Below are 15,703 nucleotides of genomic sequence, written 5' to 3' on the forward strand. Positions count from 1 at the left end.
CACGATGCGCGGCACGCCCACCTGACGCGCCAGCAGGATGTGCTCCCGGGTCTGCGGCATCGGTCCGTCCGCCGCGCTCACCACCAGGATCGCCCCGTCCATCTGCGCCGCCCCCGTGATCATGTTCTTCACGTAGTCGGCGTGCCCCGGGCAGTCCACGTGCGCATAGTGACGCTTGTCCGTCTCGTACTCCACGTGCGCCGTCGCGATCGTGATGCCGCGCTCCCGCTCTTCCGGTGCGTTGTCGATGCTGTCGAACGACCGCACCACCACTTTCGGGAACTTCTTCGCCATCACCATCGTGATCGCCGAGGTCAGCGTCGTCTTCCCGTGGTCCACGTGGCCAATCGTTCCCACGTTCACGTGCGGCTTTGAGCGATCGAACTTCTCCTTGGACATCCTGCTCCTTCCTGGGCCGCCCGCTGCGGGTCCGGCCGGCGTCTGTGAGGAACGCTAGGTGTTGGCGGCTCCCTGGATCCGCGCGATCACTTCCTCACTGATGTTCTTGGGGGTCTCGTCGTAATGGCTGAAGTGCATCGTGTAGGTGGCGCGGCCCTGGGTGCGCGAGCGCAGGTCGGTGGCATAGCCGAACATCGCGGCGAGCGGCACCTTCGAGGTGATCACCTGGGTGCCCGCGCGGGCCTCCATGTGCTCCACCCGCCCGCGCCGCGCGTTCAGGTCGCCAATCACGTCGCCCATGTACTGCTCCGGGACGACCACCTCGACGCTCATCATCGGCTCGAGCAGCACCGGGCTTCCCTTGGCGGCGCCGTCCTTGAAGGCCATCGAGCCGGCGATCTTGAACGCCATCTCCGACGAGTCGACCTCGTGATACGAGCCGTCCACCAGCTTCACCTTGATGTCGCGCATCTCGAAGCCGGCCAGGACCCCGTTCTGCATCGCTTCGCGGATGCCGGTCTCCACCGGCTTGATGTATTCCCGCGGCACGACGCCGCCGACGATCTCGTTCTCGAAGACGAAGCCGCCGCCCGGGGCCAAAGGCTCCAGCTCGATCTTGACGTGGCCGTACTGGCCGCGGCCTCCGGTCTGCTTGATGTAGCGCCCTTCCGCCTTGGCCGGCCGGCGGATGGTCTCCTTGTAGGCCACCTGCGGCTTGCCGACGTTGACCCCGACGTTGAACTCGCGCACCAGGCGGTCGGTGATGATCTCCAGGTGCAGCTCGCCCATGCCGGAGATGATCGTCTGTGCCGTGTCGGGGTCGGTGTTGATCTTGAAGGTCGGGTCTTCCTGCGCCAGCTTGGCGAGGGCCCCGCCCAGCTTCTCCTGGTCGGCTTTGGTCTTCGGCTCGATGGCCACCGCAATGACCGGCTCCGGGAACTCCATCGGCTCCAGGAGGACGGGTGAGCTCTCGGCGCAGATGGTCTCGCCCGTGGTGACGTTCTTGAGCCCGACGCAGGCGGCGATGTCGCCGGCGTAGACCTCTTTGATTTCTTCGCGCTCGTTGGCATGCATCTGCAGCAGCCGGCCGATGCGCTCGCGCTTGTCGCGGTTGGCGTTCAAAACGGTGGTGCCGGCATCCAGCCGCCCCGAGTAGACGCGGATGAAGGCCAGCTGGCCGACGTACGGGTCGGTCATGATCTTGAACGCCAGCGCGGAGAAGGGGGCCTTGTCATCGGCGGGCCGGGCTTCGACCTTGGTGGTTCCGGGCACCGTCCCCTCGATCGCCGGGACCTCCACGGGAGACGGGAGGAAATCGACCACCGCATCGAGCAGCTGTTGCACGCCCTTGTTCTTGAAGGCGGCGCCGCACAGGACCGGTGTGAAGTGCAGGGCAATCGTCCCCTTGCGTAGAGCGCCGACGATCTCCTGCTCGGTGAGCGCCTCGCCGGCCAGGTAGCGAGCCAGCAGATCGTCGCTCTCCTCGCAGGCCGCCTCCACCAGCTTCTCGCGCGCCGCCTCGGCGGCCTTGCGCGACTCGGCAGGGATTTCGGTCTCCTCGAACTCCTCCCCCTTTTCATCGGCCCAGCGGTAGGCTTTCATCCGGATGAGATCGATGACGCCTTCGAAGTGCTCCTCCGAGCCCAGGGGAAGCTGAATCGGGACCGGCCGGGCGTTGAGCTTGGTCACCATCATCCGGGTGCAGCGATCGAAGTCGGCGCCCTGCCGGTCCATTTTGTTCACGAAGGCGATCCGCGGGACCTGGTACTTGTCCGCCTGCCTCCAGACCGTCTCCGATTGCGGCTCCACCCCGCCCACCGCGCAGAACACCCCGATGGCGCCGTCCAGGACCCGCAGCGAGCGCTCCACTTCCGCCGTGAAGTCAACGTGGCCGGGGGTGTCGATGATGTTCACCCGGAACCCCTTCCACTCGGCGGTCGTCGCGGCCGACGTGATGGTGATGCCGCGCTCCTGCTCCTGGACCATCCAGTCCATCGTGGCGGTCCCGTCGTGCACCTCGCCGATTTTGTAGATCCGGCCGGTGTAATAGAGGATGCGCTCGGTGGTGGTGGTCTTCCCGGCATCGATGTGCGCCATGATGCCGATGTTGCGCGTCTTTTCGAGCGAGAACTTTCTCGGCACGGCTCAACTCTCCGGCCCGGAGCGGCCCCGGCGGCAAGAATCCGCCATGACGCTCTCCAAGACTGATCTGCTCCTGGAGGCCCGGGTCTACCAGCGATAGTGGGCGAAAGCCTTGTTGGCCTCCGCCATCTTGTGGGTGTCTTCTCTCTTCTTGATGGCGTTGCCGCGCATCTGCGCGGCATCCAGCAGCTCCGCCGCAAGCTTTTCGCGCATGGTCTTCTCCGACCCGCGCTCGGAGGAGTACTGGATCAGCCACCGGATGGCCAGGGACTGGCGGCGCGAGGGGTTGACCTCGACCGGGACCTGGTAGGTCGCCCCGCCGACGCGGCGCGACTTGACCTCCAGGACCGGCTTCACGTTGTCCACGGCCTTCTTCAATATCTTCACCGGGTCGTCCTTGGTGCGGTCCTTGATGACGTCCATGGCACCGTAGAAGATCCCCTCGGCGGTGGCCTTCTTGCCGCGCTCCATGATGCAGTTCATGAACTTGGTCACGAGCTGGGACTGGAACAGCGGATCGGGAAGCACCTCCCGCTTGGCGACGACCTTTCTGCGTGGCATGGCGTGACGAAACCCTCGGTGACGGGCGGATACGCCGCCCTGATTCTGATTCCTAGCCCGCGGCCTTCTGCCGCTTGGCGCCGTATTTCGATCGGCTCTTCTTCCGTCCTTCCACCCCCATCGAATCGAGGGTGCCGCGGACGATGTGGTAGCGAACTCCCGGCAGATCCTTCACGCGACCGCCTCGGATCAGCACGATCGAGTGCTCCTGCAGGTTGTGGCCCACTCCGGGGATGTAGGTCGTGACCTCGATGCCGTTCGTGAGCCGCACGCGCGCCACCTTGCGCAGCGCCGAGTTCGGCTTCTTCGGCGTGGAGGTAAAAACACGCACGCAGACGCCGCGTTTCTGCGGCGAGGCCTGCAGCGCCGGAGATTTCGTGCGTCCGCGCTGCAACTCGCGGCCTTGCTTCACCAGCTGCTGAATCGTGGGCACAGAAAAAACCTCCGAACCTCTCGGAAATCATTCACTTGCTTTGGGGAGACTTTCCCGCCGGGCCGGAGGCAACTCCGCTGAGGCGAAAAACCGCGCGATGCTATCAGAGGACTCCAGCCCTGTCAAGACTTTAGAGAGCTTCTTTGTCCCCCCGGGCCGAAAGGAAGCGCTCTTCGGCCGCTGGCGGAAGAGCCGCGGCCACTTCCTCCGGGATTTCCGGCTCTTCCTCGATCATCGGAGGCTCGTCGGGGGCGATGGTGATGCGCCGGTAGTGCTCCATGCCCGTGCCCGCCGGGATCAGGCGCCCCATGATCACGTTTTCCTTCAAGCCGCGCAGGTAGTCGACCTTGCCGCTGATGGAGGCCTCGGTGAGGACCCGGGTGGTCTCCTGGAAGGAGGCCGCCGAGATGAAGCTCTCCGTCGACAGCGACGCCTTGGTGATGCCGAGCAGCAGCGGCCGGCCGCGCGCCGGCTCCGCGCCCTCGGAGCGCACCCGGGCGTTCTCCTCCTGGAAGCGGAACTTGTCGACCTGCTCTTCGATGATGAAGTCGGTGTCGCCCACCTCCTCCACCTTGACCCAGCGCATCATCTGGCGAACCACCGTCTCGATGTGCTTGTCGTTGATGTTGACGCCCTGCAGCCGGTAGACCTCCTGGATCTCGTTGACCAGGTAATCTTGCAGCTCGCTCTGGCCCTTGACGCGCAGGATGTCGTGCGGGTTGATGGGACCGTCGATGAGCGGCTCTCCGGCCCTGACGCGCTCCCCTTCCTGGATGTTGATGTGCACGCCCTTGGGGATGTTGTACTCGTGCGTCTCACCCTCGTCCGTGGCCACGGTGATCTTGCGCATTCCCTTGGCCACCTCCCCGTACTTTACCAATCCGTCGACTTCCGAGATGACGGCGGGCTCCTTCGGGCGGCGCGCTTCGAACAGCTCGACGACGCGCGGCAGTCCGCCGGTGATGTCTTTCGTCTTGGTGGTCTCGCGCGGGATCTTCGCCAGGATGGTTCCCGGGTGGACCTGGTCGTCGCTGCCCACCATGAGCAGGGCGCGCGACGGCAGCAGGTAGCGCCGCAGGATCTTCTTGTCCTGGCGGATCAGAATCTGCGGCTGGTGCTTCTCGTCGGGCGACTCGAGGACGACCTGACGGGCGAAGCCGGTGACCTCGTCCACCTCCTCCTTCATCGTCACCCCTTCGACCAGGTCCTTGAACTCGGCCTGGCCCCCGACCTCCGTCAGGATCGCGAAGGTGTAAGGGTCCCACTCCAGCAGCAGCGCGCCGGGCTGGATTTCCTGGCCGTCGGTCACCTTGACGGTGGCGCCGTAGACCACCGCGTGGCGCTCTTTCTCGCGCCCCTTGGGGTCCTGAACCACCAGCAGCCCGGTGCGGTTGATGGCCACCAGGTCGCCGTCCTTGTTCTGGACCGTCGCCAGGTTGATGAAGCGGATAATCCCGGCGTTCTTCGACTCGACCGTCGACTGCTCGCTGACGCGCGAGGCGGTGCCGCCGATGTGGAAGGTGCGCATCGTCAGCTGCGTACCCGGCTCGCCGATGCTCTGCGCCGCCAGCACGCCCACCGCCTCGCCCAGCTCGACCATGCGGCCGGTGGCCAGGTTGCGGCCGTAGCAGCGGATGCAGACGCCGCGCTTGCTCTCGCAGGTGAGCACCGAGCGGATCTTCACTCGCTCGATCCCCGAGGCCTGGATCAGGATGGCGTAGTCCTCGGTGATCTCCTGGTTGGTGCGGATGATCAGATCGCCGGTGAACGGATCGACGATGTCCTCCATCGCCACGCGGCCGACGATCCGGTCGCGCAGCGGCTCGATGACCTCGCCGCCTTCGATGATGGCCGACACGTAGATGCCGTCCAGCGTCTGGCAGTCCTCCTCGTTGATGATCACGTCCTGGCAGACGTCGACCAGCCGGCGCGTCAGGTAGCCGGAGTCGGCCGTCTTCAGCGCCGTGTCGGCCAGCCCCTTGCGGGCGCCGTGCGTCGAGATGAAGTACTGCAGCACGTTCAGACCTTCGCGGAAATTCGCCGTGATCGGGGTTTCGATGATCTCCCCCGAGGGCTTGGCCATCAGTCCGCGCATCCCGGCGAGCTGGCGCATCTGCTGCTTGGATCCGCGGGCGCCCGAGTCGGCCATCATGTAGATGGGGTTGAACTCCCGACCGCTGCGGTCGATCTTCTCCATCTCCTTGAACATCTCGTCCGAGATCTTCTCGGTAACCTCCGACCAGATGCCGATGACTTTGTTGTAGCGCTCTCCGTTGGTGATGGCGCCGTCCAGGTACTGCTGCTCGACGGCGATCTGCTCGCGCCGCGCCTCGTCCACCAGGCGGGGCTTGCTGGCCGGGATGACCATGTCGTCGATGCCGATCGAGATTCCCGCCCGGGTGGCGTAGTAGAAGCCCAGGGCCTTGATCTCGTCCACCATCAGCACGGTCTTCTCGTTGCCCAGGCGCAGATAGCCGTAGGAGACGAGCTGGCCGAGCCCCTTCTTCTTGAGAATGCCGTTGACGAACGGCACGCCCTCCGGGAGGTGATCGTTGAACAGGACGCGACCAACGGTGGTGGTGATGATCTGCCGCTCGACCTCCTGCACGTCGGTGTGCAGCACGTCCTGGTCGTCATAGACGGTGGTCAGGTCCATCAGCCCGCCGGTGTAGCGAAGGCGGACCGAGGCGAGCAGGTCCACCTCGCGCGCTTCGTAAGCCAGCAGCACGTCCTCGACGGAGTTGAAGATTCGTCCTTCGCCGCGCGCTCCCTTGCGCTCCTTGGTCAGGTAGTAGATTCCCAGGACGATGTCCTGGGTCGGCACCACGACCGGCTGGCCGTTGGCCGGCGAGAGCAGGTTCTGGGTCGAGAGCATCAGTACCTGCGCCTCGATCTGCGCCTTGGGAGAGAGCGGGATGTGCACGGCCATCTGGTCGCCGTCGAAGTCGGCGTTGAAGGCGGTGCAGACCAGCGGGTGGATCTTGATCGCCTTGCCCTCCACCAGCACCGGCTCGAAGGCCTGGATGCCAAGGCGGTGCAGCGTGGGGGCGCGGTTCAACAGAACCGGGTGCTCCTTGATGACTTCCTCGAGGAAATCCCACACCCGCGGCTTCTGCAGCTCCACCATCTCCTTGGCGGCCTTGATGGTGGACACCAGCCCTTCCTGCTCGAGCTTGTTGTAGATGAACGGCTTGAACAGCTCCAGGGCCATCTTCTTGGGAAGCCCGCACTGGTTCAGCCGCAGCTCCGGGCCGACCACGATGACCGAGCGGCCCGAGTAGTCGACGCGCTTGCCGAGCAGGTTCTGGCGGAAGCGTCCCTGCTTTCCCTTCAGCGTGTCGGAGAGCGACTTGAGAGGCCGGTTGTTGGTGCCGCGCAGGATGCGGCCGCGCCGGCCGTTGTCGAACAGCGCATCCACCGCCTCCTGCAGCATGCGCTTCTCGTTGCGGATGATCACTTCCGGCGCCTTGAGCTCCAGGAGCTTCTTGAGCCGGTTGTTGCGGTTGATCACCCGTCGATACAGGTCGTTCAGGTCCGAGGTGGCGAAACGGCCGCCGTCCAGCGGGACGAGGGGCCGCAGCTCGGGCGGGATGACCGGGATGATGTCGAGGATCATCCACTCGGGCTTGTTGCCCGACTTGCGGAACGCCTCGACCACCTTCAGGCGCTTGGCATACTTCAGGCGCTTCTGGGCCGAGGTCTCGGTCTTCATGCGCTCGCGCATCTCGACCGACAGCTCGTCCACCTTGACGCGCTGCAGCAGCTTCTTGATTGCCTCGGCCCCCATCATCGCGGTGAACGAGGTGCCGTGCTCCTCGCGGATCTGGCGGAAGCGCTCCTCCGTCAGGAGCTCCTTTTCCTTGACCGGGGCGTTGCCTGGATCGATCACCACGTAGGCCTCGAAGTACAGAATGCGCTCGAGGTCCCGCAGCGTGATGTCGAGCAGGTGCCCGATGCGGCTGGGCAGCCCCTTGAAGAACCAGACGTGGGAGACGGGCGAGGCGAGATCGATGTGCCCCATGCGCTCGCGGCGGACCTTGCTCTGGGTCACCTCGACGCCGCACTTGTCGCACACCACGCCGCGGTGCTTCATGCGCTTGAACTTGCCGCACAAGCACTCCCAGTCCACCGTCGGTCCGAAGATCTTGGCGCAGAAAAGCCCGTCGCGCTCCGGCTTGAAGGTCCGGTAGTTGATGGTCTCGGGCTTGGTCACCTCGCCGTAGGACCAGGAGCGGATCTTGTCGGGCGAGGCCAGGGAGATGCGGATCGCTTCGAAATCATTGATCGTCCGCGCTTTCTCCGAAAATGGAGAGCTCTTGCTCAGGGGTCGGATTCCCTCGGCAGCCAGGCTCATCGTTCACCCCCGCTGAGAAGTTGAACATCAAGGCAAAGGCTCTGGAGCTCCCGGATCAGAACGTTGAACGATTCCGGGAGGCCGGGCTCGACGGTCGTCTCCCCCTTCACCAGCGCCTCATAGATTTTGGTTCTGCCGTACACGTCGTCGGATTTCGCGGTCAGGAGCTCCTGGAGGATGTGCGCGGCGCCGTAGGCCTCCAGCGCCCAGACCTCCATCTCCCCGAACCGCTGGCCGCCGAACTGGGCCTTGCCTCCCAGCGGCTGCTGGGTGATCAGGCTGTAGGGCCCGATCGACCGGGCGTGGATCTTGTCGTCCACCAGGTGCGAGAGCTTCATCATGTAGATGTAGCCCACGGTGACCTTCTGGTCGAAGGCCTCGCCCGTCTTGCCGTCGAAAAGGACGGTCTTGCCCGACAGCGGCAGCCCGGCCCGCTCCAGCTGGGTCTTGATCTCTCCTTCACGCGCCCCGTCGAACACCGGGGTCGCGTAGCGCAGCCCCAATGCCTTGGCGGCCCATCCGAGGTGGGTCTCCAGGATTTGCCCCACGTTCATGCGCGAGGGGACGCCCAGCGGATTGAGGACGATCTCCACCGGGGTGCCGTCGGGCAGATGCGGCATGTCCTCCGAGGGGAGGATCTTGGCGATGACTCCCTTGTTGCCGTGGCGTCCCGCCATCTTGTCGCCGACGCTGAGCTTGCGCTTCATGGCCACGTAGACCTTGACCATCTTGATGACGCCCGGCGCGAGCTCGTCGCCCTTCTTCAGCTGGGCGATCTTCTCCTCGTACAGGCGGCGGAGGATCTCCACCCGCCGCTCGGTGCGCTCGCCGATCTCGGCGATTTCCATCTGCTCGGCCTTCTTCGCCTCCACTTCGACGCGCAGCAGATCGTCGACCGGCAGGCTTGAGAGGATCTCCTCGGTGAGGTCATCCCCCTTGGCGAGCAGCTCCTTGCGCCCGCGTCTCTCTTTCAGCGGCGCCGCCAGCTTCTTGCCCACCAGCAGCTCCGTGATCCGCTTGCGGTTCTCCTCCTTGAGGATGCGGATCTCGTCGTTGAGGTTCTTCTCCATTCGGGCGATCTGGTCCTGCTCGATCGCCAGGGCGCGGCCGTCCTTCTCGACCCCCTTGCGGCAGAAGATCTTGACGTCGACCACCGTGCCCTCGATGCCGGGCGGGGTGGTGAGCGACGCGTCGCGGACGTCCCCCGATTTCTCGCCGAAGATGGCCCGCAGCAGCTTCTCCTCGGGGGTGAGCTGGGTCTCTCCCTTCGGGGTGATCTTCCCGACCAGGATGTCGCCCGGCTTCACGTTGGCCCCGATGCGGATGATGCCGCTCTCGTCGAGGTCCTTCAGGAAGTCCTCGCTGACGTTCGGGATGTCGCGCGTGATCTCCTCGGGTCCAAGCTTGGTGTCGCGCGCCTCGATCTCGAACTCCTCGATGTGGATCGAGGTGAAGTAGTCGTCGGTGATCAGGCGCTCCGAGACCAGGATGGCGTCCTCGAAGTTGTAGCCGCGCCAGGGCATGAAGGCGACCAGGACGTTGCGTCCGAGCGCCAGCTCGCCGCGGTCGGTGCAGGGGCCGTCCGCCAGGACGTCGCCCCGCTTCACTTCCTGCCCCACCTTCACCACCGAGCGCTGGTTGATGCAGGTGTTCTGGTTGGAGCGCTTGAACTTCGTCAGGCTGTAGATGTCGGCCCCGAAGTCCTCGCCCTCGTGCGCGTGGATGGTGCCGTCATGGGTGACGCGGATGATCACGCGCTGCGAGTCGACGTAGTCGACGATGCCGTCGCGCTGGGCGAGCACCACCGCGCCGGAGTCCTTGGCGGTGATCTCCTCCATGCCGGTCCCCACGAAGGGCGATTCGGCGCGCAGCAGCGGCACCGCCTGGCGCTGCATGTTGGATCCCATCAGCGCGCGGTTGGCGTCGTCGTTCTCCAGGAACGGGATGAGCGAGGCCGCCACCGACACGAGCTGCTTGGGCGAGACGTCGATGAACTGCACCTCGTCCCGGTGCACCAGCTTGAACTCCCCGGCGACGCGCGCCGAGACGCGCTCCTGCGCAAGCATCCCGTCCTCGGAGATCTCGGCGTTGGCCTGCGCGATGACCGCCTTGTCCTCCTCCCACGCGGTGAGATAGAAGGGATGGGGATCCAGCTCCGGCAGGCGGATTTTCTTGCCGGTGGTCTTCTTCAGCCGCTTGAGCTCCTCCTCCATCTCCTCGCGGCTCACCACCTGGGCGACCTGGAGATGCGACGAGCCGCGGCTCAGCACGCGGTAGTAGTCGAGCACGCGCCCCTTCTCGACCTTGCGGTAGGGCGACTCGATAAAGCCGAACTCGTTGATGCGGGCATAGCAGGACAGCGAGGAGATCAGCCCGATGTTCGGCCCTTCCGGGGTCTCGATGGGACAGATGCGGCCGTAGTGGGTCGGGTGCACGTCGCGCACCTCGAACCCGGCCCGCTCGCGCGACAACCCGCCCGGCCCGAGCGCCGACAGCCGGCGCTTGTGGGTGATCTCGGAGAGCGGGTTGGTCTGGTCCATGAACTGCGACAGCTGGCTGGAGCCGAAGAACTCCTGGATCGCCGCCATGACCGGCTTGGCGTTGATCAGGTCGTGCGGCATTGCCGTGGTCATCTCCTGGTAGACCGACATCTTCTCCTTGATCGCCCGCTCCATGCGGACCAGACCGATGCGGAACTGGTTCTCCAGGAGCTCGCCCACCGCGCGCACGCGCCGGTTCCCGAGGTGGTCGATGTCGTCCAGGTTTCCAAAGCCTTTGCGCAGCTTGAACAGGTACGACAGCACCTTGCAGAAGTCGGGGGCGCCGAGGGTGCGCCGGTCCAGGGGGACGTCGCCCAGCTCCAGCTTGGTGTTGAACTTCAGCCGGCCGACGCGCGACAGGTCGTATCGGTTGGGGTCGAAGAACATCCCCTCGAACAGGTTGCGCGACCCTTCCAGGGTGGGCGGATCGCCCGGGCGCAGGCGGCGATAGATCTCGACCAGCGACTCGTCCTGGTTCTTGATGGCGTCCTTGCGCAGGGTCTCGGAGAGGACTTTGCCGATCTCGTCCTCCTCCGGGAAGAACAGGCGAACCTCCTCGATCCCCCGCTCGATGGCGTCGGACAGGTGCTTCTCCGTGAAGGGCTGGTTCGCCTCCAGGAGCACCTCGCCCGTCTTCATGTCGACGATGTCGGCGGCGGCGTAGGCCCCCTCGAGGGCGTCGGGATCCACCGGGATGGCGTGGATCTTCGCCTTCTCCATGGCGCCAATCATGGCCCGGCGAATCTTCTTTCCCTTGGCGGCGATCACCTCGTCGGTCTTCGGATCGACGATGTCGATCTTGGCCTTGCGGCCGGCCAGGCCGGGCGAGACGTCCCACAGGATCTTCTTGCTGTCCAACGCGATGCGCTCGACGCGGTAGAAGCTCTTGAGGATCTCCTCGTCGGTCTTGAGCCCGAGCGCCCGCAGGAAGATGGTCCCGAGGAACTTGCGCTTGCGGTCGATGCGGACGTAGAGGATGTCCTTGGCGTCGTACTCGAACTCGACCCAGCTTCCCCGGTACGGGATGATCTTCGCCATGAAGACCGTCCGGTTGTGGTTCGACTGGAAGAACACCCCCGGGGAGCGGTGCAGCTGGCTGACGATGACCCGCTCGGTGCCGTTGATGATGAACGTGCCATTGTCGGTCAGCAGCGGGATCTCGCCGAAGTAGACCTCCTGCTCCTTGATGTCGCGGATTTCCTTGTTGCCGGTGGCCGTGTCCTTCTCGAAAACCTTGAGGCGGATCTTCACCTTCAGCGGGACCGTGTAGGTCATGCCGCGCTCCTGGCACTCCTGCACGTCGTATTTGAACTTGAGGGAGACCGGATCGCCGCAGATGTCGCAGATGCTGATGCGATTGTCGTTGACGTGCCCGCAGTCGGGGCATAGGACGCTGAAGACTTTGGGGTTCTGCACGGCGATCTTCTTGCCGCACTTGGAACAGGCCATGCGCAGGTGCTGCAGCCCTTCGAGCTTGCCGCACTTGCACTCCCAGTTGCCGATGGAGAACTCCTCGAACTCCAGGGAGGAGGTGCCCCGGAAATCCGAGATCGGGAAGATCGACTTGAACACCGCCTGCAGCCCCGTGTCCTCGCGGTCGGAGGGCGCCGTGTACATCTGCAGGAAGCGCTCGTAGGAATGCTTCTGGACCTCGATCAGGTTCGGAATCGGGATCGAGGTGTGGATCTTCGAGAAGTTCAGACGCTCCCTCTGGGAGCCGTTATTGTGATTCTCCACTTCGTTGACTCCAGCTTCTCTCGGGTTTGGACGGAGGGGCGGGGGCACACCACGCCCCCAGGCCGTGTCCGGCGATCACCCGCAACGGGCGCCGCCGGAATGTCCGAGGCTACTTCAACTCGACCTTGGCGCCGGCTTCGACGAACTTCTTCTTGATCTCCTCGGCTTCCGCCTTGGAGACGCCTTCCTTCACCGGCTTGGGGGCGCCGTCGACGAGGTCCTTGGCCTCCTTCAGACCGAGGCTGGTGACCTCACGGACGACCTTGATCACGTTGATCTTCTTGTCGCCCACGTCGGTCAGCATCACCGTGAAGGCGTCCTTTTCCTCGGCCGGGGCGGCCGCGGCGCCTCCCGCGGGCATCGCCATCATGGGCATGGCCGCCGCGGCAGAGACACCGAACTCGCTCTCGATCTCCTTGACCAGCTGGGCGATCTCCAGCATGGGCGCCTCTTTGAGGTAGTTCTTGACGTCGTCCTTGGTGATGGCGGGCATTTTTTCCTCCTGGGGTGGCCCCGTTTCGATTCTTTATCTTTCCGTTTTCCCCGCGACCGGGCCGAAAACCGGCTTGCCGCGCGGGACAGCCGGCGATCAGCCGGCGTTCATCTTCTTGGCGATCTGGTCCAGCACCGACGCGAAATCCCGGACGGGCGCGAGCAGCACCCGCTGAAAGGAAGCCAGCGGCGAGGTCATCTGTCCCAGCAGCTGCCCGAGGAGAATCTCCCGGGAAGGCAGCGACGCCAGGGCGGTGACGTCGGCGGCGGTGAGCGGCCGCCCGTCCAGCAGCCCGGCCTTGAACTCGAGCTGCGGGTTGTCCTTGGCGAACTCGGTGAGGACCTTCGCCAGGGCGATCGGCTCGGCGGGGTGGAACGTCATGGCCAGCGGCCCCTTCAGGTGCTCCCGCAGGGGAGCCAGCGGGGTGGCCTCGAAGGCGCGAGCGGCGAGCCGATTCTTTAGAACCTTGTAACTCGACGAAGTCTTCCTGATCCGGGCCCTTAAATCGGTAACCTGGTTTACGGTCAGGCCCCGGTACCCGAAAAGGAAGGCGCTCTTCACCCCCTCGACTTCCTTGCGGAGGGTTTCGACATGTCGCTCCTTGGCTGCGCGTTCCACCGTCTATCTCCTTCCTAGACCAGCGCTTCCAGGCTGGCGGTGTCCAGCGTCACGCTGGGACCCATCGTGCTCGAGAGGTGCACGCTCCTGAGGTACTTCCCCTTCGCGGTGTGGGGCTTGGCCCTCAGCACCGCGGTGACCAGCGTGCGGGCGTTGTCCAGCAGCTGCTTCTCGTCGAACGAGCTCTTGCCGAAGACGCTGTGGACGATCGAGGTCTTGTCGACGCGGAACTCGACCTTTCCGGCCTTGATCTCCTGGATCGCCTTGCCCACGTCGAAGGTCACGGTTCCGACCTTGGGATTGGGCATCAGCCCCTTGGGTCCCAGGATCTTTCCGAGCTTTCCGACTTCCTTCATCGTGTCGGGAGTCGCCACCACGGCGTCGAAGTCGGTCCATCCTTCCTGGATCTTCTGGACCATCTCCAGCCCGCCGGTAAAATCGGCTCCCGCCTTCTCCGCCTCGGCGATCTTCTCTCCCGAGGCGATGACCAGCACTCGCTTCGACTTACCGGTCCCGTGCGGCAGCACCACGGTGCCGCGGACCATCTGGTCGGCGTGCTTCGGATCGACGCCGAGGAGAAAGCAGATCTCCATCGTCTCGTCGAACTTGGAAGGCTTGATCTTCTTCACCAGAGGGATCGCCTCGTCAAGGGTATAGGGCCTCTGCTCCACCTGCTTCTTCGCGGCCGCGTACTTCTTTCCTGCTTTGCCCATGTGCGCTCCGTTCTAGACGATCTCGATGCCCATGCTGCGGGCTGTCCCCATCACCGTCTTCACCGCCGCTTCGAGCGAGCCGCAGTTCAGGTCGGGCAGCTTGGTGCGGGCGATCTCCTCGACCTGGGCCCGGGTCACCTTGCCCACCTTATCCTTGTTGGGCGCCCCGGAGCCCTTCGCCAGCCCCGCCACCTTCTTCAGCAGCACGGCCGCCGGGGGCGTCTTGGTGATGAAGGTGTAGCTCCGGTCGGCGTAGACCGTGATCACCACAGGAATGATCAGCCCCTCCTGCTTCTGGGTCCTGGCGTTGAAGTTCTTGCAGAAATCCATGATGTTCACGCCCTGCTGCCCCAGGGCCGGGCCCACCGGCGGGGCCGGCGTGGCCTTGCCCGCGGGACTCTGCAGCTTGATGTAACCCTGGATCTTCTTGGCCATGCGTTCCTTCCTTTACCGCCGGCTCCGATCCGGCTAGAGCTTCTCCACCTTGAGGAAGTCGAGCTCCACCGGCGTGGCCCGGCCGAAAATCGTGACCATCACCTTGAGGGTGGCGCGGTCGTTGTTGACGTCATCCACCACGCCCTGGAAGTTGGTGAAGGGACCGTCGATGATGCGGACCTGCTCGCCCCGCTGGAACTGGAATTTCGGCTTGGGCTTCTCCGCGGCGACCGAGACCTGGTTGATGATCCGGTCCACTTCCTCCTGGGTGAGCGGGGTGGGCTTGGTCCCCATCCCCACGAACCCGGTCACCTTGGGCGTGTTTTTCACCACGTGCCAGGCGTTGTCAGACATCTCCATGTTGATCAGCACGTAGCCGGGAAAGAACTTCTTCTTGCTGATGATCTTTTCCCCGCTGCGCATCTCCACGACGTCCTCGGTGGGGATCAGGATCTCTCCGATGACCTCGTTCATCCCCAGGGCATCCACCCGCTGCTTCAACGACTCCCGTACCTTGCCTTCGTAGCCCGAGTAGGTGTGCACGATGTACCACTGCTTGGACATGAGTCTCGCGAATCTCCCGTTTACCGGAACGCTTCGAAGATCCGGGTCACGCCCTGGCTGAGGACGTAATCCACGGCGAACAGGAACACGGCGAACACGAAGACGGTGACGATCACGACCAGCGTGGTCCCCTGCACCTCCAGGCGGGTCGGCCAGGTGGTGCGCTTGAGCTCGACGATGACCTCGGTCAGGAACCGACGCGCTTTCAGGAACCAATCCTTCATGGCCTTACCATCTCTCCATCCGGGGAACGGCCCCGTCTGCGTCCGGAGCATCGCTCCGGGGGTCTGTCATTGGCAGGCCAGGAGGGACTCGAACCCCCAACATCCGGTTTTGGAGACCGGCGCTCTAGCCATTCGAGCTACTGGCCTTTACGGCGATCGGACCGGGCCTACTTCGTTTCCTTGTGCGCCGTATGGCTCCGGCAATGGCCGCAGAACTTCTTGAACTCCAGCTTTCCGGTCGTCTTCTTCTTGTTCTTGGTCGACGTGTAGTTCCGCCGCTTGCAGACCGAGCACTCGAACGTGATGTTGTCCCGCATGGATCGCCTCCGCTCAGGCCTGGATTTCGGTAACGGTGCCGGCGCCCACGGTGCGCCCGCCTTCGCGGATGGCGAAGCGCAGCCCCTTGTCCATCGCAATCGGGGTGATCAGCTCGATCGACAGCGACACGTTGTCGCCCGGCATCACCATCTCCACCCCTTCCGGCAGCGTC

14 protein-coding genes and 1 tRNA gene are annotated in these 15,703 nt (G+C 64.5%); all 15 read right to left on the minus strand.

Translation table 11 applies throughout. The features are described from left to right. Positions 1-399 (minus strand): GTP-binding protein (locus tag VFW45_16385; protein HEU5182366.1); only part of this gene is annotated, 399 nt, incomplete at its 3' end. Positions 400-453: 54 nt separating this feature from the next. Beyond that, positions 454-2,541: an elongation factor G gene (gene fusA, locus VFW45_16390; protein ID HEU5182367.1), complete on the minus strand. Its 2,088-nt coding sequence runs from the start codon at positions 2,539-2,541 to the stop codon at positions 454-456. A gap of 87 nt (positions 2,542-2,628) precedes the next feature. Further along, on the minus strand, positions 2,629-3,102 hold the full coding sequence (rpsG, locus tag VFW45_16395; protein HEU5182368.1) for a 30S ribosomal protein S7: 474 nt from the start codon (positions 3,100-3,102) through the stop codon (positions 2,629-2,631). A gap of 52 nt (positions 3,103-3,154) precedes the next feature. Then, positions 3,155-3,535 (minus strand): 30S ribosomal protein S12, encoded by a 381-nt coding sequence (gene rpsL, locus VFW45_16400; GenBank protein HEU5182369.1) that lies wholly within the window; start codon positions 3,533-3,535, stop codon positions 3,155-3,157. 130 nt (positions 3,536-3,665) lie between these two features. Then, complete coding sequence (gene rpoC, locus VFW45_16405) at positions 3,666-7,889, minus strand: DNA-directed RNA polymerase subunit beta' (protein ID HEU5182370.1); 4,224 nt, start codon at positions 7,887-7,889, stop codon at positions 3,666-3,668. Beyond that, positions 7,886-12,166 (minus strand): DNA-directed RNA polymerase subunit beta, encoded by a 4,281-nt coding sequence (rpoB, locus tag VFW45_16410; protein ID HEU5182371.1) that lies wholly within the window; start codon positions 12,164-12,166, stop codon positions 7,886-7,888. The genes rpoC and rpoB overlap by 4 nt, the downstream gene beginning before the upstream one ends. 109 nt (positions 12,167-12,275) lie before the next feature. Next, the gene (rplL, locus tag VFW45_16415) at positions 12,276-12,659 is read right to left on the minus strand and encodes a 50S ribosomal protein L7/L12 (GenBank protein HEU5182372.1); all 384 of its coding nucleotides are present in this window, start codon (positions 12,657-12,659) and stop codon (positions 12,276-12,278) included. A gap of 96 nt (positions 12,660-12,755) precedes the next feature. Beyond that, positions 12,756-13,277, minus strand: a complete 522-nt coding sequence (gene rplJ, locus VFW45_16420) for a 50S ribosomal protein L10 (protein ID HEU5182373.1) — start codon at positions 13,275-13,277, stop codon at positions 12,756-12,758. Between the two features lie 14 nt (positions 13,278-13,291). Continuing rightward, positions 13,292-13,990, minus strand: coding sequence for a 50S ribosomal protein L1 (rplA, locus tag VFW45_16425; protein HEU5182374.1), 699 nt, complete (start codon positions 13,988-13,990; stop codon positions 13,292-13,294). 12 nt (positions 13,991-14,002) lie between these two features. Further along, positions 14,003-14,425, minus strand: coding sequence for a 50S ribosomal protein L11 (gene rplK / locus VFW45_16430; GenBank protein ID HEU5182375.1), 423 nt, complete (start codon positions 14,423-14,425; stop codon positions 14,003-14,005). Between the two features lie 33 nt (positions 14,426-14,458). Continuing rightward, the gene (gene nusG, locus VFW45_16435; protein ID HEU5182376.1) at positions 14,459-14,989 is read right to left on the minus strand and encodes a transcription termination/antitermination protein NusG; all 531 of its coding nucleotides are present in this window, start codon (positions 14,987-14,989) and stop codon (positions 14,459-14,461) included. 20 nt (positions 14,990-15,009) lie between these two features. After that, positions 15,010-15,213 (minus strand): preprotein translocase subunit SecE, encoded by a 204-nt coding sequence (gene secE, locus VFW45_16440; protein HEU5182377.1) that lies wholly within the window; start codon positions 15,211-15,213, stop codon positions 15,010-15,012. Between the two features lie 70 nt (positions 15,214-15,283). Next, a tRNA-Trp gene (locus VFW45_16445) sits at positions 15,284-15,360 on the minus strand. A gap of 20 nt (positions 15,361-15,380) precedes the next feature. Continuing rightward, on the minus strand, positions 15,381-15,530 hold the full coding sequence (gene rpmG / locus VFW45_16450; GenBank protein ID HEU5182378.1) for a 50S ribosomal protein L33: 150 nt from the start codon (positions 15,528-15,530) through the stop codon (positions 15,381-15,383). Between the two features lie 13 nt (positions 15,531-15,543). Then, positions 15,544-15,703 (minus strand): elongation factor Tu (gene tuf, locus VFW45_16455; GenBank protein HEU5182379.1); only part of this gene is annotated, 160 nt, incomplete at its 5' end.

The sequence above is a fragment of the Candidatus Polarisedimenticolia bacterium genome (assembly GCA_035764505.1).
Lineage (GTDB): Bacteria > Acidobacteriota > Polarisedimenticolia > Gp22-AA2 > AA152 > AA152.